The organism is Streptomyces sp. NPDC051662 (genome assembly GCF_040681655.1).
In the GTDB taxonomy this organism is placed as follows: domain Bacteria; phylum Actinomycetota; class Actinomycetes; order Streptomycetales; family Streptomycetaceae; genus Streptomyces.
Genome location: NZ_JBFAZD010000006.1, coordinates 118,684 through 137,836, shown reverse-complemented (window position 1 = coordinate 137,836; position 19,153 = coordinate 118,684). Strand labels below are relative to the sequence as shown.

The following is a 19,153-nucleotide window of genomic DNA, read 5'->3' as shown; positions in this document are numbered from 1 at the left end:
ACGGCGACCGCGGCGCGTATCAGCCCTGCTGCTCCGTCTGTTCCGCCTGCTCCTCGTTGGGCAGCGCCCCGCCGAAGCGCCGGTCCCTGGACGCGTACTCCAGACACGCCCGCCACAGATCGCGGCGGTCGAAGTCCGGCCACAGCACGTCCTGGAAGACCATCTCGGCGTAACTGCTCTGCCAGATCAGATAGTTGGACGTGCGCTGCTCACCGCTGGGGCGCAGGAAGAGATCCACGTCCGGCATGTCCGGGTAGTAAAGATACTTGGCGAACGTCTTCTCATTGACCTTGGACGGGTCGAGCTTCCCGGACGCGACATCGGCGGCGAGCGCCTGCGCGGCGTCCGCGATCTCCGCGCGACCACCGTAGTTGACGCAGAAGTAGAGCGTCATGGCGTCGTTGTCCCGCGTCTGTTCCTGGGCGACCTGGAGCTCCTGGACGACCGACTTCCACATCTTGGGCATCCGGCCCACCCAGCGGATCCGGATCCCCAGCTCGTCCATCTCGTCGCGGCGGCGGCGGATGACATCGCGGTTGAAGTTCATGAGGAAGCGCACCTCGTCGGGGGTCCGCTTCCAGTTCTCGGTGGAGAAGGCGTACAGCGAGAGGTTCTTGACGCCCATCTCCAGACAGCCCTTGAGTACGTCGAGCACGACGCCCTCACCGACCTTGTGGCCCTCGGTGCGCGGCAGACCGCGCTCCTTGGCCCAGCGGCCGTTGCCGTCCATGACACAGGCCACATGCCGCGGCACCAGCTCGCCGGGGATCTTCGGCGGGCGCGCGCCGGAGGGATGCGGTTCCGGCGTCTTGTACTCGCGGCGGGAACGCCCCATGATTCCGCGTCGTGCCATGCGCTCTCGTCTCCCGGTTTCCTAGTTCTTCTCTACGTATCTGAGCGAGCGCAGCCCGCGCTCCAGGTGCCAGTGCAGATAGGCGGACACGAGTCCGCTGCCCTCCCTGACGTGCCGTGCCTCGCACGCGTCCGCCGTGTCCCAGTCGCCGGTCAGCAGCGCGCTGAGCAGTCCGACTGCCTCAGCCGAGGGTACGACGCTGCCGGGCACCCGGCAGTCGACGCAGATGACACCACCCGCCGCGACCGAAAAGAAACGATTCGGCCCATGGAGTCCGCACTTCGCGCAGTCGTCGAAGCTCGGCGCGTAGCCATTGACGGCGAGGGAGCGCAGCAGGAAGGCGTCCAGGATCAGATGGGGCGCGTGCTCCCCGCGCGCGAGCGTACGCAGCCCGCCGACCAGGAGCAGATACTGCTGGACGGCCGGCTCGCCCTCGTGGTCGGTGAACCGCTCGGCGGTCTCCAGCATGGCGGTGCCCGCGGTGTAGCGGGCGTAGTCGGTGACGATGCCGCCACCGTAGGGGGCGATGGTCTCGCTCTGTGTGCACAACGGCAGCCCGCGTCCGACGAGGTCGCTGCCGCGCGCGAAGAACTGCACATCGACATGGGAGAACGGCTCCAGCCGCGCCCCGAACTTCGACTTGGTCCGCCGTACCCCCCGGGCGACGGCGCGGACGCGGCCGTGGCCGCGGGTCAGAAGCGTGATGATGCGATCGGCCTCACCGAGCTTCTGGGTGCGCAGCACAACGCCGTCGTCCCGGAACAGACTCATGGGGGCCATTCTCCCGCATGCGCGGACGCCCCTCCGCCTCCCGCCGCCTGGGGAACCCTCCGGCCCCCTCGCTCCCGGGTCCGGCCGGGTCCGCCCGGGTGCGGCTCAGGAAGGTGTGCCGGACGCCGCCAGCAGCAGTCGCTCCGTATCGTCCGAACAGAGCAGGAGCGCGCCGCCGACGATGCTCAGCACCTCGCGCTCCGGCAGGCTGTACTGTCCGTCCGCCACCGCGATCCGCGCGCCCTGCAGCACGATCGACTCCCGGCCCGCCGGGGCCAGATGCGGTGCCAGCGGCTCCAGCGCCTCATGCAGCTCGATGGCGAGCGCCGCGCCGCACGGCCCCGGCTCCATGAGGAAGCGGCCGGTGTCCGCGGCGAGCGCGTCCACCAGATCCGTCAGCCGGTCCTCCGTGCAGTCCTCGAACCCGGCCGCCCGGACGATGAGGACCGCGGTCTCCCTGACCGTACGCGAGGAGGTGCCACCCGCCGCGAGGACCGCCAGCGCGACCGTGTGCACGGCGTCGCGCAGCATCGCCGAGAAGCGGACGGTGGTGGGGTGATCGAGTACGTCCATCCCGAAGTGGGCGTGACAGGCGGCGCATTCGACGACGGGCCCGGCACAGCCGCGCGGAAGCAGGGGAACCCCGAGCACCGTGAAACGGCGACGGCCGGTACGACGGCGGTAGTTGCGGTCGCCCCCGCAGTCGGGGCAGAAGAACTCCCCGTCCCCGATGGTGTTCCAGGACGTACGAATGCCGCAGAAACGCACTTTTCGCCCACCGGGTCTCTGAGCTGGCAGCACGTCGCGCACCTCCGTAACGCTCCGGCAACGCTTCGTTGCGTTGCGCTCCGCTTCGCCTCTGCGCCCTTGCCGGGAACCCGGATGCTGGGAATCCGGATACAGAGCCGCCGCGTTGACGTGATGTTAGCCACATTGCATGGGCGCCGTCAGTACCGCGGCGTGAGATCGCCACGACATGGCTGAACCCCGACCACCGTGTCCGGTGGTCGAGGTCCGTGAACTCTCAGGTCGGACCGGGGGCGTCGGCCCGATCAGCGGGCCGCGCGGTTCACCGCGGAAATGACCGCCTTCAGTGAGGCGCGAGTGGTGTTGGCATCGATTCCCATGCCCCACAGCACCTTTCCGCCGATCGCGCACTCGATGTACGAGGCGGCCTGCGCGCTCGCGCCCTCACTCATGGTGTGCTCCTGGTAGTCCAGCAGCCGGGCGTCCACCCCGACCGACGCCAGAGCCTCGAAGAAGGCCGAAATTGGACCGTTGCCGGTACCGGTCAGCACGGTCTCCGTACCGTCCACGACGGCCTGGACGGTCAGTGTGTCCTTGCCGTCCGTGTCGGTCGTGGTCTGGCCGGAGCGCAGCTGGAGCCGGCCCCACGCATTGTCCGGGTTGGGCAGGTACTCGTCCTGGAAGACCGACCAGATCTGGCCGGGCGTGACCTCGCCGCCCTCGGCATCGGTCTTGGCCTGGATGATCCGGGAGAACTCGATCTGCATCCGGCGCGGCAGGTCCAGCTTGTGGTCGTTCTTCAGTACGTACGCGATCCCGCCCTTGCCGGACTGCGAGTTGACCCGGATGACCGCCTCGTACGAACGGCCCACGTCCTTCGGGTCGATCGGCAGATACGGCACGGCCCACTCGATCTCGTCGACCGGCTTGCCCTGCGCGGCGGCGTCGGCCTCACGCGCGTCGAATCCCTTCTTGATGGCGTCCTGGTGGGACCCGGAGAAGGAGGTGTAGACCAGATCGCCCGCGTAGGGGTGGCGCGGGTGGACCTCCATCTGATTGCAGTACTCGCTGGTGCGACGGATCTCGTCGATCTGCGAGAAGTCGATCTGCGGGTCGACGCCCTGCGAGAAGAGGTTCATGCCCAGCGTCACCAGGTCGACATTGCCGGTGCGCTCGCCCTGCCCGAACAGACAGCCCTCGATACGGTCCGCCCCGGCCATGAGCGCCAGCTCGGCGGCGGCGACGGCCGTACCGCGGTCGTTGTGCGGATGCACGGACAGGCACACGTTCTCGCGGCGGGAGAGATGGCGCGACATCCACTCGAAGCGGTCCGCGTGCGTGGACGGGGTCGAACGCTCCACCGTGGCGGGCAGATTGAGAATGATCTCGCGGCCGTCCTCGGGCTGCCAGACGTCCATGACGCCCTCGCAGACCTCCAGCGCGAAGTCCAGCTCGGTGTCGGTGAAGATCTCCGGGCTGTACTGGTAGCCGAAGACGGTCTCGGGGCCGAGGATCTTCTCCGCGTACTCCATCACCAGCCGGGTGCCGTCCACGGCGATCTGCTTGACCTGCTCCTTCGTACCGCGGAAGACGACCTTCCGGAAGGTGGGAGCGGTGGCGTTGTAGAGATGGACGGTCGCGCGGTGGGCGCCGCGCAGCGACTCGACGGTGCGCTCGATCAGTTCCTCGCGGGACTGGGTCAGAACGGAGATCGTCACGTCCTCGGGGATCGCGCCCTCTTCGATGATCGACCGTACGAACGCGAAGTCGGTCTCACCGGAGGACGGGAAGCCGACCTCGATCTCCTTGTAGCCCATGCGGACCAGCAGATCGAACATCTCGCGCTTGCGGGCCGGTGACATGGGGTCGATCAGGGCCTGGTTGCCGTCGCGCAGATCGGTGGAGAGCCAGCGGGGGGCGACGGTGATCCGATTCTCCGGCCAGGTGCGGTCGGGGATCTCCACCGCCTCGTAGCGGCCGTACTTGTGAATCGGCATCCCGGAGGGCCGCTGGGTGTGGGTCGCGTTGGTGATGGGCGTGGCGCGACCGACGGAAGAATCAGACATTGCGTAGGGCTCCTCGTGTGTCCACTGGGGTGGCCGACGGGCGTGATCACCGCAACGCCAGACTCCGCGGGGAGGGGGTCGGCCTACGACTACAGACCCTCGCCGCGGCAGCTAAGGAGAAGCAGCCCGAAACGCATGATGTGGGGAAGCCTAGCCGAGCGGTGCCGGCCGCGCGGGTCCGTATCAGAATGCGGGATCGGTGAGGTAAAGACCGAATCCCGGGGAATCACTCCATCTCAGCAATTTCTGTCGCAACGAGTGACAGTTCCGTGACGCACTGCCACCGTGCAGGTATGAACGCCATCGCTCCCGTTTTCTGCACCATCGTGCCGCCCCACGTCCTCGACAAGCTCGCCCAGGCCGAGGACCCACGGCTCTCCGGGCCCGCCCGCCGGGCGCTGGAGGTGGACGCCGCCCATCGCACCCGCCGCCGCGCCACCGCTCTCCGCGCCGCCGCCCCCACAGCCGCCGCCACCGGAAATCCGCACCGCTCTCTTCACGACTGCGAGCACCGCACCACGCTGCCGGGAAAGAAGGTGCGCGGCGAGGGCGACCCACCCGGCGGCGACGCCACGGTGAACCGCGCGTACAGCGGTCTCGGCGCCACGTTCGAGCTGCTGCTCTCGGCGTACGGACGTGACTCGCTCGACGGCGCCGGGCTGCCGCTGGTCGCCAGCGTCCACTACGACGAGGGGTACGGGAACGCGTTCTGGGACGGCGAACAGATGGTCTTCGGCGACGGTGACGGCGAGGTCTTCCTCGACTTCACACTGCCCGTCGATGTGATCGGCCACGAGCTGGCGCACGGCCTCACCCAGTACACCGCCGGCCTGGAGTACCAGGGCCAGGCGGGTGCCCTCAACGAGTCCGTGTCGGATGTCTTCGGCTCGCTGGTCAAGCAGTACACCCTGGACCAGACCGCCGACCGGGCCGACTGGCTGATCGGCGCGGGCCTGCTCGCCCCCGGTGTCACCGGGGAGGCGCTGCGCTCCATGAAGGCGCCGGGGACGGCGTACGACGACGATGTGCTCGGCAAGGACCCGCAGCCCGCCACCATGGCCGACTACGTACGGACGACCCAGGACAACGGCGGGGTACACATCAACTCCGGGATCCCGAACCACGCGTTCTATCTGCTGGCCTCGGCGCTCGGCGGAAAGGCGTGGGAGCGGGCGGGGCGGATCTGGTTCGACGTACTGACCGGCGGCGAGCTGGCCGCCGGCGCGCGGTTCACGGACTTCGCCCGGCTGACCGTCGCGGCGGCACGGAGCCGCTTCGGCGACGGCGCGGAGCTGGCGGCGGTGACCAAGGCGTGGTCCCAGGTCGGGGTCCCCGCGGTGTGAAGCGCGAGGTGTGGCACGAGCGGCGGCTACCGCCGTCGCCGATCACGTACTAGACAGGACCCATGCGTATCCAAGTACGGCGCACAGGCGGCTTCGCGGGCATCGAGCGCAGAGCCGAGATCGAGACCGCGAGCCTGCGCGATGCCGGTGACTGGCGGGAACTGGCCGACCGGGCGATGGCGGACGGCGCGGACACGCCGTCCGCCGGCGTACCGGACGGCTACCACTACGTGATCACCATCGACGACCACGCGGTCCACTGCGCGGACCCGGGGCTGACGGACGCGCAGCGCGCGCTGATCTCACGCGTGCTCAAGGAAGGCGCCTAGGTCCTGTCCGGCCGGCCGGCACGGTCAGAACCCCAGCTTGCGCAGCTGCTTCGGGTCGCGCTGCCAGTCCTTGGCGACCTTGACATGCAGATCGAGGAAGACGGGAGTGCCGAGCAGCGCCTCGATGTGCTTCCGGGACTTCGTCCCGACCTCCTTGAGGCGCTTGCCCTTCGGGCCGATGATGATGCCCTTCTGGCTGGGGCGCTCGATATAGACGTTCGCGTGGATGTCCAGCAGCGGCTTGTCCGCCGGGCGGTCCTCGCGCGGCAGCATCTCCTCGACGACGACCGCGATCGAGTGCGGCAGCTCGTCCCGTACGCCTTCCAGCGCGGCTTCGCGGATCAGCTCGGCGACCATGACCTGCTCGGGCTCGTCGGTGAGGTCGCCCTCCGGGTAGAGCGGCGGGCTCTCCGGGAGGAGCGGGACGAGCAGATCGGCGAGCAGGCCGACCTGCTGGTCGCCGACCGCCGAGACCGGGACGATCTCCGCCCACTCCAGGCCGAGTTCCTTGCCGAGCTGGTCGATCGCGATGAGCTGCTCGGCCAGCGTCTTGGAGTCGACGAGGTCCGTCTTGGTGACGACGGCGACCTTCGGCGTCTTCTTGATCGCGGCCAGTTCCTTGGCGATGAACCGGTCGCCGGGGCCGAGCTTCTGGTCGGCGGGCAGACAGAAGCCGATCACATCGACCTCGGCCCAGGTCGTCCGTACGACATCGTTGAGTCGCTCACCGAGCAGCGTGCGCGGCTTGTGCAGGCCCGGGGTGTCGACCAGGATCAACTGCGCCTCGGGCCGGTGCACGATGCCACGCACGGTGTGGCGCGTGGTCTGCGGCCGGTTGGAGGTGATGGCCACCTTCTGGCCGACCAGAGCGTTCGTGAGGGTGGACTTGCCCGCGTTGGGGCGGCCGACGAAGCAGGCGAAGCCGGCCCGGTGGGGGGCTTCGGCTGCTTCGGGAGAAGTCTCGGGCGAAGAGGTACGAGCGCTCATGGCGCCCATTCTCCCCGATCGTTTACCGCGCGCCGACCAGACAGCCCCACACGGCCTTCGCGCCGCCACTTTCCGCGTGCTGATCGCGCACCGGAGGGCCCGCCGCTCAGCCCGCCGTGACGGTCACCCGGAGCGTGCCGTCCGGGCCCGCGAGAAGGACCGGCGTCGCGGGCCCGCCGAGGTCGCGTACGGCCGCGCGGTCCTCGTCCGACACGGTCTCCCCCGCCGTGACGACGGCCGCCGCCTCCAGCGAGGTCGCGCCGCTGGCCACCGCCATCGCGACAGCCGTACGCAGCGCGCTGAGCTTGAGCGAGTCCAGCCGCACGGTGCCGGCGACATACGTACGCCCGGTCTCGTCCCGCACCGCCGCGCCCTCGGGCACGGCGTTACGGGCGCGGGCGCTGCGGGCGAGCGTGATGATCTTGCGGTCCTCGGCGGAGACGCCGGTGCCGGGGTCGGTGCTCTCAGTCATACGCCGAGCATAGGCAGCCCACTGCGAACCACCGCCAACGGGCCGTGCAGCTACGCGTCGAAGTCGTACTCCAGCACGTACGACGCGGAGTCGAGAACCATCTCGTTGACCTCGACCGCCCGCCCCTCGGCGTCGAACGCGGTGCGACAGACAAGGATGACGGGGGTACCGGCGGAGAGGCCGAGCCGGTCCGCCTCCTCCTGGGACGGCATACGGGAGCGGATCTCTTCCCTGAAGTGCACGGGTTTGAGGCCGAGTTCGTCGAGTCGTGCGTAGATCCCGCCCGGGCCGGTGTCCTCCCGTGTGATGGCCGAACCCGCGACGAGGGCGGCGGGCAGGAAGCTGGTGGCCAGCAGGACCGGCTTGTCCTCCAGGACGTAGCGCCGGTGCCGTACGCAGACGGCGTCACCCGGTTCCAGAGCGAGTACACGCGCGATGGGCTCCGGGGCGGGCTTCTCGGCCACACTGACCTGGTCCACGACGAGCGTCCGGTCCTCGATGTCCGCCGACCACACGGACCGCCCGACGCCCCACCGCTCACCGGCCAGCCGCTGAACGCCATGCCGCCGCAGCGGCCGGAACGACCGTACAAACACACCCGCGCCCTTGCGGGACTCGGCGATCCCCTCACTCTGCAGAACGCCCAGCGCCTGCCGCGCTGTCATCCGGGCGACGCCGTGGGCGGCCATGAGGTCGTTCTCACCCGGCAGCCGCGCGCCCGGCCCGTACTCGCCCGCTCGAATCGCCTCTCGGAGCGTGTCGGCGATGCGCTGGTACTTCGGCTGACGGGCGCCGCCGCTTGTGGCCATACGTGAACGTCCTCCCTACTTCTCTAGACACCCTAGGGCACACGTGTACCAGCGCACTTCGGGCCGCGTGCCCGCACCGCCGACGGCACGTCACCCGGACTGCCCGCGCGTCGTCACGAAGGGCCGGGGCATCGGGTACGCGGACGAGCGGCCGTACGACCGCGATTCGGACGGCGTGCTGTGGACACGTGTCAGGTCGCTTCCCGGCAGGGGACGACCCCAGTTCGGCAAGGTTCACGCGCTGCGGCAGCGCCGTGCCATGGGGCAGCTCCTTTGCCAGATCTGTGCCCGGCCCGCCGACCGCGATGCGGATGGGGTGCTGTGGCTACTGGGCGAGGACCCGACCGACCCGGCCTCATGGCCCCGTGACCTCGTCACGACCCATCCACCGCTCTGTCTGCACTGCGCCGCGAGGTCCGTGCGGGCGTGCCCGCATCTGCGCACCCAATGCGTGGCGCTACGTGTCCGCGCCTTCGGCCCGGCCGGGGTGCGCTCTACGCTCCGGGGCATCCGTCCCCTGTCCCGCTGGGCGTCGTGGGCGTGGCCTTCGATGATCCGCGCATCCACTGGGTCCGGGCCGGACAGCTCATCATGCGACTGCGCGAGTTCACCGTCGTCGGACTATGAGCCGCCCGGGCCGGGACAGGTCGCTCAGGGCCTGTCCAGCCTCAGGCGTTCCTGTTTCGGGAGGCCCGCCACCACCAGGTCGTACGAGTCCTCGATCAGCTCCCGCACCATCCGGGGCGGCAGCGGGCCGACCGTCACCGTGTTCCAGTGGCGCTTGTTGAGGTGCCAGCCCGGGACGATTTCCGGGTGGGTCTCGCGGAGGCGGATCGCTTCCTCCGGGTCGCATTTGAGGGAGACCTTCAGCGGGCGGTCCTCCAGGGAGCAGATCGCGAAGATCTTCGTGGCGACCCGGAAGACCGTGATACCCGGGTTGCGCGGGAACGGGACGTCCGAGGACGTTCCGTTCAGGGCCAGGCAGCACGTCGTCAGCTCCGTCGGGGTCACGGGGCCGGGGCTTCCTTCCTGACCGGTTCGGCGAGGACCGTGACGATCTTGTTGCGGCGGCCGGCCGGGGATTCGGCCGTGAGCCGGAGCGTGCGGCCGTCCGGCAGGTCGACGTTGGCGGTGGCGCCGGCGATCGGGACGCGGCCCAGGGCCTTCGCCAGGAGGCCGCCGACGGTCTCCACGTCCTCGTCGTCGTACTCGTCGAGCCCGAACAGCTCCCCGAGGTCACCGATGTCCAGCCGGGCCGTGACGCGGTACGAGCCGTCGCCCAGCTCCTCGACCGGGGGCAGTTCGCGGTCGTACTCGTCGGTGATCTCGCCGACGATCTCCTCCAGGATGTCCTCGATCGTGACGATGCCGGCCGTGCCGCCGTACTCGTCGATGACGACCGCGACATGGCTGCGCTCCTGCTGCATCTCGCGCAGCAGATCGCCCGCGTTCTTCGTGTCGGGCACGAAGGCGGCGGGGCGCATCGCCGTGGAGACCAGATCGGCTTCGGAGTCCCGGTTGATATGGGTCTTCCTGACCAGGTCCTTGAGATAGACGATGCCGACGATGTCGTCCTCGTTCTCCCCCGTCACCGGGATACGGGAGAAGCCGGAGCGCAGCGCCAGCGTGAGCGCCTGACGGATCGTCTTGTACCGCTCGATGCAGACCAGGTCCGTGCGCGGGACCATGACCTCGCGTACGAGGGTGTCGCCCAGTTCGAAGACGGAGTGCACCATGCGGCGCTCGTCGTCCTCGATGAGGGACTCCGACTCGGCCAGGTCGACCATCGCCCGCAGCTCGGCCTCGCTGGCGAACGGTCCCTTGCGGAAGCCCTTGCCGGGGGTGAGCGCGTTGCCCAGCAGGATCAGCAGCTGGGGGATCGGGCCCATGATCCTGGCGAGCGGCAGCAGGACATACGCCGAGGCCGTCGCCGTGTTCAGCGGATGCTGGCGGCCGATCGTACGGGGCGAGACACCCACCGCGACATACGAGACGAGCACCATCACGCCGATGGCGACGACCAGCGCCGCCCAGGTCTCCTCGAACTCCTTCAGACAGACGTAGGTGACGAGCACCCCGGCCGCCATCTCGCAGGCGACCCGTACCAGCAGGGCCACATTCAGATAGCGCGTCGGGTCGGCGGCGACCTGGGCCAGCTTGGCCGCGCCCCGGCGCCCCGAGCGGACGGCCTCGGCCGCCCGGAAGCTGGAGACCCTGGCGAGGCCCGCCTCGGCGGAGGCCGCGAGCCAGGCCACGACGACCAGGGCGACCGCTCCGACGATCAGTTGCGCGGTCATGAGACGGTCGGCGCGGGCGACGGACCCGTGAGCCCCTGTTCGGACCGCCAGCCGTCGACGATGGCCGCCTGGAGGCCGAACATCTCGGCCCGCTCGTCCGGTACCTCGTGGTCGTAGCCGAGAAGGTGCAGCACACCGTGGACGGTGAGCAGTTGGAGCTCCTCGTCCATGGTGTGCTGCGTCGGGGCTTCCTCGCCCTGCTTCTTCGCCACCTCGGGGCAGAGCACGATGTCGCCGAGGAGGCCCTGCGGTGGCTCCTCGTCGTCCTTGACCGGCGGACGCAGCTCATCCATCGGGAAGGACATGACATCCGTCGGACCCGGCAGATCCATCCACTGGATGTGCAGTTGTTCCATGGCGGCCTCGTCCACCACGATCACCGACAGTTCGGAGAGGGGGTGGATGCGCATCCTCGCGAGCGCGTAGCGGGCGACGTCGAGGATCGCCTGCTCGTCGACCTCGGTGCCTGACTCGTTGTTGACGTCGATCGACATGGTGCGCTGTGGCTCTACTTCCCGTTGTGGCTGTCGTACTGTTCGTACGCGTCGACGATACGGCCGACGAGCTTGTGCCGTACGACATCCTGGGATGTGAGCCGGGAGAAGTGAATGTCGTCGACCCCGTCCAGGATGTCCTGGACCTGGCGCAGGCCGCTCTTCGTGCCGCCCGGCAGGTCGACCTGGGTGATGTCACCGGTGATGACGATCTTCGAATCGAAGCCGAGCCGGGTCAGGAACATCTTCATCTGCTCGGTGCTGGTGTTCTGCGCCTCGTCAAGGATGATGAACGCGTCATTGAGCGTACGGCCGCGCATATACGCCAGCGGCGCCACCTCGATCGTGCCCGCCGCCATCAGACGCGGGATCGAGTCGGGGTCGAGCATGTCGTGCAGCGCGTCGTAGAGCGGCCTCAGATACGGGTCGATCTTCTCGTAGAGCGTGCCGGGCAGGAAGCCGAGCCGCTCGCCCGCCTCGACGGCGGGCCTGGTCAGGATGATCCGGGTGACCTGCTTGGACTGCAGGGCCTGGACCGCCTTGGCCATGGCGAGATAGGTCTTGCCGGTGCCGGCGGGGCCGATGCCGAAGACGATCGTGTGCTTGTCGATCGCGTCGACATAGCGCTTCTGGTTGAGGGTCTTGGGGCGGATCGTCCGGCCGCGGCTGGACAGGATGTTCTGGGTGAGCACCTCGGCGGGCGTCTCGGGACCGTCCGCTCCGCCGTTCTCGCTCGCCCTGAGCATGGCGATCGAACGTTCCACTGCGTCCTCCGTCATCGGCTGACCGGTGCGGAGCACCAGCATCATTTCGTCGAACAGGCGCTGGACCATCGCGACATCCGCCGCGCTGCCGGTCGCACTGATCTCGTTTCCCCGGACATGGATGTCTACGGCCGGGAACGCCTTCTCGATCGCACGAAGGAGGGTGTCTCCGGAGCCCAGGACCGTCACCATGGGGTGCTTGGCGGGAACGGTCCACTGGGCGCGTGCCTGCCCCGATGCGGGGGTCTGGACTGTGGGTGTCTGAGTCATGGGCCGGCACTGTGGCCTGCGCATACCTCCCGTTGCAGGGTTCTCGCTGCTCGACAACCTCTGGGCTACCAGCGTACGACCCCGCACTGACACAGCCCTAGGGCTTTTCGATGTGCCGTCGGCAAAGCCCTGGGGCGGGGGTTCGGCCGCCCGGCCCCCGCCGTCTCAGGCCGAGCGGCCGAAGCCGATGGTCGGTACGGCCCTGCGCAGCGGCCATGGCCTGCTCGGCGCGGGCAGCAGCTCCTCCAGGAAGGCATAGCGCCGCAGCGCCGCCGGGTCCTGGTCCGGGGAGGTCCGTACGTACTGCCACCAGGTCGCGACCTCCGACCAGCCGGGCGCGGAGAGCGAGCCGCCGAACTCCTGGACCGAGAGCGCCGCGGTCAGCCCCGCGAAGGCGAGCCGGTCCGCGAGCGGCCAGCCGGCGAGGGTGCCGGTGACGAATCCGGCCACGAAGACATCGCCCGCACCCGTCGGATCGAGGGCCTCCACCGCGATCGCCGGGACCTCGGCGGTCTCGCCGGTGGCGCCGTCCACCGCGTACGCGCCGTCCCCGCCGAGCGTGACGACGGCCACCGGCACCCGCTCGGCGAGCACGCGCGCGGCGGCCCTCGGGCAGTCGGTACGGGTGTAGCGCATCGCCTCCTCGGCGTTGGGCAGGAACGCCTCGCAGTGCTCCAGATCGGCCAGTCCCGCCAGATCCCAGCGGCCGGTCTCGTCCCAGCCGACATCGGCGAAGATGCGCGCTCCGCGGCGGGCGGCGCGGGCGATCCACTCGTCGCGGCGGCCGGGGGTGAGCGCCGCGACGGCGGCGCGGGCGCGCGGTGGGCACTCGGGCACGGCCCCTTCGGGCGGCGGGGCCTCGTGGCCGTGCGAGACCATCGTGCGCTCGTCCTCGTACGCCATGGAGACGGTGACCGGCGAGTGCCAGCCGGGGACCGTCCGTGACCGGGACAGATCGATGCCCTCGCCCTGCTCCAGCGCGTCCCAGCAGTACTCGCCGTAGTGGTCGTCGCCGAAGGCCGCCGCGAGTGAGGTGTGCAGGCCGAGGCGGGCCAGGGCGGTGGCCATATTGGCGATCCCGCCGGGGCTCGACCCCATGCCCCGCGCCCAGGACTCCGTGCCGCGTACGGGCGCGCTGTCCAGCCCGGTGAAGATGATGTCGAGGAAGACCGTGCCCGTCAGATACACATCACAGTCGGGATCGTCCGGGGCGCGCAGTCCGCGCAGCGGGTCGACATGGGCGGAGTGTTCCTGCGGGTCTCCGTTGGATGTGATCACGGCGGGCTCCCGGTCGCGTGCGGATCCGGACAGTCTGCCCGATCTCCGGGCACGGGCGGGCCGTCCAGCTGCCGTGGGGCCCGCACCGACGCTCCCGTCAGCCAGAACGCTTGGGCAGCGGTACCCGTACGAGGTCGGCCGCGACCGTCAGTTCGCCCTCGAATCCCGCCGCGCGGGCCTGCCGCTCGAACTCGTCCGGGTCGCTGTAGCGCTGCGAGAAGTGTGTGAGCACCAGATGCCCCACGCCCGCGTCCCGCGCGGCCCGCGCCGCCTGGCCGGCGGTGAGATGGCCGTGGTCGGTGGCCAGCCGCTCGTCCCCGTCGAGGAAGGTCGACTCGATGACCAGCAGATCGCACCCTTCGGCCAGCGCGTGCACACCGTCGCAGAGCCGGGTGTCCATGACGAAGGCGAACCGCTGTCCCCGGCGCGTCTCGCTGACCTCCTCCAGCGTGACACCGTTCAGCACGCCCTCGCGCTGGAGGCGGCCGACGTCCGGGCCCGCGATGCCGTGCGCGGCCAGCCGCGCCGGATCCATCCGGCGCCCGTCGGGCTCGGTGAGGCGGTAGCCGAACGACTCGACGGGGTGGGAGAGCTTCCGCGCCTCCAGGGTGTACGCGGGGGTACGCGCGAGCACGCCGTCGCCGGTGACCGGCGCCTCGGTCAGCTCGACGGACTCACGGTAGGCGGTGGCGTACCGCAGCCGTTCGAAGAAGCGCTGCCCGCTTGCCGGGTAGTGCGCGGTGATCTCGTGCGGCACCTGGTCGAGATTGATGCGCTGGATGACCCCGGCCAGCCCGAGCGAGTGATCGCCGTGGAAGTGCGTGACACAGATGCGGTTGATGTCGTGCGCGGCGACCCCGGCGCGCAGCATCTGGCGCTGGGTGCCCTCTCCGGGGTCGAAGAGCAGGCCCTCGCCGTCCCAGCGGAGCAGATAGCCGTTGTGGTTGCGATGGCGGGTCGGCACCTGGCTCGCGGTGCCCAGCACGACCAGTTCCCGTACGGACAAGACGCCTACCCGGGGGGCCAGTTGAAGCCGCGTCCGCCCAGGACATGGGCGTGCGCGTGGAAGACGGTCTGGCCCGCGCCCGCGCCCGTGTTGAAGACGATCCGGTAGCCGCTGCCGTCGGTCTTGTCGTCAACGGCGACCGCGGCGGCCTCGCGCAGCACATCGGCGGCGATCGTGGGCTCGGCCGCGGCGAGGGTGCCCGCGTCCGGGTAGTGCACCCGCGGGATGACCAGGACATGGGTCGGGGCCTGCGGATTGATGTCGCGGAAGGCGAGGGTGGTCTCGGTCTCGCGGACGACGGTGGCCGGCACATCCCCCGAGACGATCTTGCAGAACAGGCAGTCCGCCTGCGGTTCTCCCGCCATGGTCCGGGCCTCCTCGGCACCACTGGTGATCAGTTGAGTACGTCGCATGCTATCCGGTGGGGTCGGGGCGCGCGGCGGTCCCGGCCGATGACCCGGCGCCCGTCAGGACCAGCGGCCGGTGCGGCCGAGCAGGAGCGCCGTGGCCGCCGTCCCCGCGGTGGAGGTGCGCAGTACGCTGCGGCCGAGCCGGTACGGCCGTGCGCCCGCCTCCGCGAAAGCCGTCAACTCCTGCGGGGACACGCCCCCTTCGGGCCCCACGACCAGCACGATCCGGCCCTCCGTGGGCAGCGGCGCGGTGGCCAGCGGCTCGCTTCCCTCCTCGTGCAGTACGGCGGCGAAGTCCGCGTCCGCGAGCAGCGCCGCGACCTGCTTGGCCGACAGCGCGTCCGTGACGTCGGGGAAGCGGAGCCTGCGGGACTGCTTGCCCGCCTCGCGGGCCGTGGCCCGCCACTTGGCGAGCGCCTTGGCGCCCCGCTCGCCCTTCCACTGCGTGATGCAGCGCGCGGCCTGCCACGGCACGATCGCGTCGACACCGGTCTCGGTCATGGTCTCGACGGCCAGCTCCCCGCGGTCGCCCTTGGGCAGCGCCTGGACGACGGTGATCCGGGGCGTGGGCTCGGGCTCGGTCCGTACCTCGGTGACGGCGACGTCCAGCCGGTCCTTGCCCTCGACCGCCGCGACCGTCCCGTACGCGCCGGTGCCGGCGCCGTCCGTCAGGACGATCTCCTCGCCGACGCGCAGCCGCCGTACGGAGACGGCGTGCCGCCCCTCGGGGCCGTCCAGGGTGACCGTACCGACCCGCAGTCCGCCGCCCTCGGCGACGAAGACAGGAGCGGTCACGAGACGTTGCCCAGACCCGGCATCAACGAGGCGCGGGTCGCTTCGAGTTCACCGTTCAGCACCTCGACCAGTTGTCCGGCCGGCAGATCGCGGGCCATGCGGTGGCCCTGGCCCGCCCAGAGCGCCATGCCCTGCGCGTCGCCGACCTTGGCGGCGGCCTTGCGCAGTCCGGAGGTGAGGTGGTGGATCTCGGGGTAGGCGGGCGGGGCGTACCGGCCGTGCTCGCGCATGAAGCGGTTCACGAGGCCGCGCGCGGGGCGTCCGGAGAACGCCCGGGTCAGCTCGGTCCGTACGAACAGCGGATTGGTCATGGCCTGCTTGTGCAGCGCGTTCGCCCCGGACTCCGGGCACACCAGGAACGCCGTTCCGAGCTGGGCCGCGTCCGCGCCCGCCGCGAGCACCGCCGCGATCTGGCCGCCGCGCATCAGCCCGCCCGCGGCGATGATCGGGAGGTCCACGGTCTCCCTGACCTGGGTCACCAGCGAGAGCAGCCCGATCCCCGCGCCGTCGGTGGCCGGATCGTCGCGGTGTGTGCCCTGGTGACCGCCGGCCTCGATGCCCTGGACGCAGACGGCGTCGGCGCCGGACCACTGCGCGGTCTGGGCCTCCTCGGGGGTGGTCACCGTGACCACGGTGTACGTTCCGGCCTGGGCGAGGGCGTCGAGCGTCGTCCTGGTCGGGCAGCCGAAGGTGAACGACACGACGGGCACCGGGTCGTCGAGCAGTATCGCCAGCTTCGCCTCGTAGCCGTCGTCCCGTCCGGCGTCGGGATCGCCGAGCGGCGTCTCGTACCAGGTGGCCTCGCCGGCGAGCTGGTTGCGGTAGACCTCCACCGCCGCGTGGTCGGCGTAGCGCGGCTGCGGCATGAAGAGGTTGATACCGAAGGGCCGGCCGGTCAGCCCGCGCAACTGTTTGACCTCTTCGTACATGCCGTCCGCCGTTTTGTACCCGGCGGCGAGGAACCCGAGACCGCCGGCCTCGGAGACGGCCGCGGCCAGCTGCGGGCAGGAGGCGCCGCCCGCCATGGGGGCCTGCACGATCGGATACCGGCAGAGATCGGTCAGTGCGGAGGACATGCAGGCATCGTGCCATGCCTTGTATGACAGCTCCGAATCGGTGCCGCGTCAGGCATGTGACAGAGGAATGCGCGGGGGAACGCGCGGCGCGTCACGGACACCGCGACCGGGGACAACGCCGGTGGCCCGGGGAGCACTTCCCCCGGGCCACCGGTCGAAACCCATTCCTCTAGCGGCCGTTGAAGGCGTCCTTCAGTCGCGAGAACAGCCCCTGCTGCCCCGGCTGGAACTGGCCCGTGGGCCGTTCCTCGCCGCGCAGCTTCGCCAGCTCCCGCAGCAGCCGTTCCTGCTCCGGGTCCAGCTTCGACGGGGTCATCACCTCGACATGCACGATCAGATCGCCCCGGCCGCCGCCCCGCAGATGCGTGATGCCCCGGCCGTGCAGCGGAATCGACTGCCCCGACTGCGTACCGGGGCGAACGTCGATCTCCTCCAGGCCGTCCAGCGTCTCCAGCGGGCACTTCGTGCCGAGCGCCGCGGCGGTCATCGGGATCGTGACCGTGCAGTGCAAATCGTCGCCGCGCCGCTGGAACACCGCGTGCGGCAGCTCGTGGATCTCGACATACAGATCACCGGCGGGGCCGCCACCGGGGCCGACCTCGCCCTCGCCCGCGAGCTGGATGCGCGTGCCGTTGTCGACCCCGGCCGGGATCTTGACGGTGAGCGTCCGGCGGGACCGGATCCGGCCGTCGCCCGCGCACTCGGGGCACGGCGTCGGCACGACCGTACCGAAGCCCTGGCACTGCGGGCACGGCCGCGAGGTCATGACCTGGCCCAGGAAGGACCGGGTGACCTGCGAGACCTCGCCGCGGCCACGGCACATGTCACAGGTCTGCGCCGAGGTGCCAGGCGCCGCGCCCTCGCCCGAACAGGTCGTACAGACCACGGCCGTGTCGACCTGGATGTCCTTGGTCGTACCGAAGGCCGACTCGTTGAGGTCGATCTCCAGCCGGATCATCGCGTCCTGGCCGCGCCGCGTCCGCGACCGCGGGCCGCGCTGCGACGCCGTACCGAAGAACGCGTCCATGATGTCGGAGAAGTTGCCGAAGCCACCGGCTCCGAACCCGCCCGCGCCCCCGCCACCGCTCTGCGAGAGGGGGTCACCGCCGAGGTCGTAGACCTGCTTCTTCTGCGGGTCCGACAGCACCTCGTAGGCGGCGTTGATCTCCTTGAAGCGCTCTTGCGTCTTGGGATCGGGATTGACATCCGGATGCAGCTCGCGCGCGAGTCTGCGGAATGCCTTCTTGATCTCGTCCTGAGATGCGTCGCGGCGTACGCCGAGTACGGCGTAGTAGTCCGTGGCCACTTACGACTCCGCCAGGATCTGTCCGACGTAACGTGCCACTGCGCGTACCGCTCCCATCGTTCCGGGGTAGTCCATGCGGGTCGGTCCGACCACGCCGAGTTTGGCGACTGCCTCGTCGCCCGAACCGTAGCCGACCGCGACGACGGACGTGGAGTTGAGCCCCTCATGGGCGTTCTCGTGCCCGATCCGTACGGTCATGCCGGGGTCCTTGGCCTCGCCGAGCAGCTTGAGGAGCACCACATGCTCCTCAAGCGCCTCAAGCACCGGCCGGATGGTCAACGGGAAATCGTGTCCGAAGCGGGTGATGTTGGCGGTACCGCCGATCATCAGCCGCTCCTCGGTCTCCTCGACCAGGGTTTCGAGCAGGGTCGCGAGCACCGTCGTGACGGTCCCCCGGTCCTCCTGCTCGAAGGAATCGGGCAGGTCCTGCACCAGCTGCGGGACATCCGCGAAGCGGCGCCCGACCACCCGGCTGTTGAGCCGGGCCCTCAGGTCCGCGAGCGAGGTCTCGCCGAACGGCGCGGGACAGTCGATCATGCGCTGCTCGACCCGTCCGGTGTCCGTGATCAGGACGAGCATCAGCCGTGCGGGCGCCAGCGCCAGCAACTCCACGTGCCGCACCGTCGAGCGGGTCAGCGAGGGGTACTGGACGACGGCGACCTGCCGGGTGAGCTGCGCCAGCAGCCGTACCGTACGACCCACGACATCGTCGAGATCGACGGCTCCGTCCAGAAAGTTCTGGATGGCGCGGCGCTCCGGCGAGGAGAGAGGTTTGACCCCCGCCAGCTTGTCGACGAAGAGCCGGTATCCCTTGTCCGTCGGGATACGGCCCGCGCTGGTGTGCGGCTGGGCGATGAAGCCCTCGTCCTCCAGCACCGCCATGTCGTTGCGTACGGTCGCCGGGGAGACACCGAGCTTGTGCCGCTCGGTGAGCGCCTTGGAGCCGACGGGCTCTTCCGTCCCGACATAGTCCTGGACGATGGCGCGCAGCACCTCCAGCCTGCGTTCGCTGAGCATCGCACACCTCCAGCTCTCGTCCGTCGTTCCGGCCTTGGCACTCGCTCTGGAGGAGTGCCAGCA

The 19,153-nt window shown here is 70.0% G+C and carries 20 protein-coding genes; 2 read left to right on the top strand and 18 right to left on the bottom strand.

Translation table 11 applies throughout. The features are described from left to right. Positions 1-19: 19 nt before the first annotated feature. From AB0M67_RS12545 to leuA, 4 genes are all read right to left on the bottom strand, one after another. Positions 20-853 carry an isoprenyl transferase gene (locus tag AB0M67_RS12545; protein ID WP_365745313.1) on the bottom strand — a complete coding sequence of 278 codons (834 nt, stop codon included), beginning with the start codon at positions 851-853 and terminating at the stop codon, positions 20-22. A 21-nt stretch (positions 854-874) separates the two neighbouring features. Then, positions 875-1,624, bottom strand: coding sequence for a DNA repair protein RecO (recO, locus tag AB0M67_RS12540; protein WP_365745312.1), 750 nt, complete (start codon positions 1,622-1,624; stop codon positions 875-877). Positions 1,625-1,729: 105 nt separating this feature from the next. Then, on the bottom strand, positions 1,730-2,425 hold the full coding sequence (locus AB0M67_RS12535) for a TerB family tellurite resistance protein (protein WP_365745311.1): 696 nt from the start codon (positions 2,423-2,425) through the stop codon (positions 1,730-1,732). 251 nt (positions 2,426-2,676) lie between these two features. Next, complete coding sequence (gene leuA / locus AB0M67_RS12530) at positions 2,677-4,437, bottom strand: 2-isopropylmalate synthase (RefSeq protein WP_365745310.1); 1,761 nt, start codon at positions 4,435-4,437, stop codon at positions 2,677-2,679. A 293-nt stretch (positions 4,438-4,730) separates the two neighbouring features. On the opposite strand from leuA, the gene AB0M67_RS12525 reads away from it, so the two are divergent. Both AB0M67_RS12525 and AB0M67_RS12520 read left to right on the top strand, forming a co-directional pair. Next, positions 4,731-5,780, top strand: coding sequence for a M4 family metallopeptidase (locus AB0M67_RS12525; protein ID WP_365745309.1), 1,050 nt, complete (start codon positions 4,731-4,733; stop codon positions 5,778-5,780). Between the two features lie 62 nt (positions 5,781-5,842). After that, on the top strand, positions 5,843-6,109 hold the full coding sequence (locus AB0M67_RS12520) for a protealysin inhibitor emfourin (RefSeq protein ID WP_365745308.1): 267 nt from the start codon (positions 5,843-5,845) through the stop codon (positions 6,107-6,109). 24 nt (positions 6,110-6,133) lie between these two features. Here the strand turns inward: AB0M67_RS12520 and era are convergent, their stop codons facing one another. The 14 genes from era to hrcA form a co-directional block, all read right to left on the bottom strand. Further along, positions 6,134-7,105, bottom strand: a complete 972-nt coding sequence (gene era / locus AB0M67_RS12515; protein ID WP_249949295.1) for a GTPase Era — start codon at positions 7,103-7,105, stop codon at positions 6,134-6,136. 97 nt (positions 7,106-7,202) lie between these two features. After that, positions 7,203-7,568: a cytidine deaminase gene (locus AB0M67_RS12510; protein WP_365745307.1), complete on the bottom strand. Its 366-nt coding sequence runs from the start codon at positions 7,566-7,568 to the stop codon at positions 7,203-7,205. A 50-nt stretch (positions 7,569-7,618) separates the two neighbouring features. Then, complete coding sequence (locus AB0M67_RS12505; RefSeq protein ID WP_365745306.1) at positions 7,619-8,377, bottom strand: GntR family transcriptional regulator; 759 nt, start codon at positions 8,375-8,377, stop codon at positions 7,619-7,621. Positions 8,378-9,028: 651 nt separating this feature from the next. Next, positions 9,029-9,358 carry an MmcQ/YjbR family DNA-binding protein gene (locus AB0M67_RS12500; protein ID WP_365745537.1) on the bottom strand — a complete coding sequence of 110 codons (330 nt, stop codon included), beginning with the start codon at positions 9,356-9,358 and terminating at the stop codon, positions 9,029-9,031. 26 nt (positions 9,359-9,384) lie between these two features. Continuing rightward, positions 9,385-10,674: a hemolysin family protein gene (locus AB0M67_RS12495; RefSeq protein WP_365745305.1), complete on the bottom strand. Its 1,290-nt coding sequence runs from the start codon at positions 10,672-10,674 to the stop codon at positions 9,385-9,387. After that, a complete protein-coding gene (gene ybeY, locus AB0M67_RS12490) occupies positions 10,671-11,168 on the bottom strand; it encodes an rRNA maturation RNase YbeY (protein ID WP_365745304.1) in 498 nt (165 codons plus the stop codon). The genes AB0M67_RS12495 and ybeY overlap by 4 nt, the downstream gene beginning before the upstream one ends. Before the next feature lie 14 nt (positions 11,169-11,182). Beyond that, positions 11,183-12,202, bottom strand: a complete 1,020-nt coding sequence (locus tag AB0M67_RS12485; RefSeq protein WP_365745303.1) for a PhoH family protein — start codon at positions 12,200-12,202, stop codon at positions 11,183-11,185. 165 nt (positions 12,203-12,367) lie between these two features. Next, positions 12,368-13,480 (bottom strand): PfkB family carbohydrate kinase, encoded by a 1,113-nt coding sequence (locus tag AB0M67_RS12480; RefSeq protein ID WP_365745302.1) that lies wholly within the window; start codon positions 13,478-13,480, stop codon positions 12,368-12,370. Between the two features lie 97 nt (positions 13,481-13,577). Further along, positions 13,578-14,486: a ribonuclease Z gene (locus AB0M67_RS12475; protein WP_365745301.1), complete on the bottom strand. Its 909-nt coding sequence runs from the start codon at positions 14,484-14,486 to the stop codon at positions 13,578-13,580. 5 nt (positions 14,487-14,491) lie between these two features. Further along, positions 14,492-14,851: a histidine triad nucleotide-binding protein gene (locus AB0M67_RS12470; RefSeq protein WP_365745300.1), complete on the bottom strand. Its 360-nt coding sequence runs from the start codon at positions 14,849-14,851 to the stop codon at positions 14,492-14,494. A gap of 102 nt (positions 14,852-14,953) precedes the next feature. Then, positions 14,954-15,691, bottom strand: coding sequence for a 16S rRNA (uracil(1498)-N(3))-methyltransferase (locus AB0M67_RS12465; protein ID WP_365745299.1), 738 nt, complete (start codon positions 15,689-15,691; stop codon positions 14,954-14,956). After that, on the bottom strand, positions 15,688-16,767 hold the full coding sequence (locus AB0M67_RS12460; RefSeq protein ID WP_365745298.1) for a nitronate monooxygenase: 1,080 nt from the start codon (positions 16,765-16,767) through the stop codon (positions 15,688-15,690). The genes AB0M67_RS12465 and AB0M67_RS12460 overlap by 4 nt, the downstream gene beginning before the upstream one ends. 169 nt (positions 16,768-16,936) lie before the next feature. Next, complete coding sequence (dnaJ, locus tag AB0M67_RS12455; RefSeq protein WP_365745297.1) at positions 16,937-18,073, bottom strand: molecular chaperone DnaJ; 1,137 nt, start codon at positions 18,071-18,073, stop codon at positions 16,937-16,939. Beyond that, positions 18,074-19,090, bottom strand: a complete 1,017-nt coding sequence (hrcA, locus tag AB0M67_RS12450) for a heat-inducible transcriptional repressor HrcA (RefSeq protein WP_249949309.1) — start codon at positions 19,088-19,090, stop codon at positions 18,074-18,076. It lies immediately after the preceding gene. Between the last annotated feature and the right edge of the window lie 63 nt (positions 19,091-19,153).

Bases quoted from the DNA above. Each gene is read 5' to 3' on its own strand.
- era (WP_249949295.1), bottom strand. From the start codon at position 7,105: ATGGGCGCCATGAGCGCTCGTACCTCTTCGCCCGAGACTTCTCCCGAA.
- AB0M67_RS12485 (WP_365745303.1), bottom strand. From the start codon at position 12,202: ATGACTCAGACACCCACAGTCCAGACCCCCGCATCGGGGCAGGCACGC.
- AB0M67_RS12470 (WP_365745300.1), bottom strand. From the start codon at position 14,851: ATGGCGGGAGAACCGCAGGCGGACTGCCTGTTCTGCAAGATCGTCTCG.
- leuA (WP_365745310.1), bottom strand. From the start codon at position 4,437: ATGTCTGATTCTTCCGTCGGTCGCGCCACGCCCATCACCAACGCGACC.
- recO (WP_365745312.1), bottom strand. From the start codon at position 1,624: ATGAGTCTGTTCCGGGACGACGGCGTTGTGCTGCGCACCCAGAAGCTC.
- ybeY (WP_365745304.1), bottom strand. From the start codon at position 11,168: ATGTCGATCGACGTCAACAACGAGTCAGGCACCGAGGTCGACGAGCAG.
- AB0M67_RS12460 (WP_365745298.1), bottom strand. From the start codon at position 16,767: ATGTCCTCCGCACTGACCGATCTCTGCCGGTATCCGATCGTGCAGGCC.
- AB0M67_RS12495 (WP_365745305.1), bottom strand. From the start codon at position 10,674: ATGACCGCGCAACTGATCGTCGGAGCGGTCGCCCTGGTCGTCGTGGCC.
- AB0M67_RS12520 (WP_365745308.1), top strand. From the start codon at position 5,843: ATGCGTATCCAAGTACGGCGCACAGGCGGCTTCGCGGGCATCGAGCGC.
- AB0M67_RS12525 (WP_365745309.1), top strand. From the start codon at position 4,731: ATGAACGCCATCGCTCCCGTTTTCTGCACCATCGTGCCGCCCCACGTC.
- AB0M67_RS12545 (WP_365745313.1), bottom strand. From the start codon at position 853: ATGGCACGACGCGGAATCATGGGGCGTTCCCGCCGCGAGTACAAGACG.
- hrcA (WP_249949309.1), bottom strand. From the start codon at position 19,090: ATGCTCAGCGAACGCAGGCTGGAGGTGCTGCGCGCCATCGTCCAGGAC.
- AB0M67_RS12505 (WP_365745306.1), bottom strand. From the start codon at position 8,377: ATGGCCACAAGCGGCGGCGCCCGTCAGCCGAAGTACCAGCGCATCGCC.
- AB0M67_RS12510 (WP_365745307.1), bottom strand. From the start codon at position 7,568: ATGACTGAGAGCACCGACCCCGGCACCGGCGTCTCCGCCGAGGACCGC.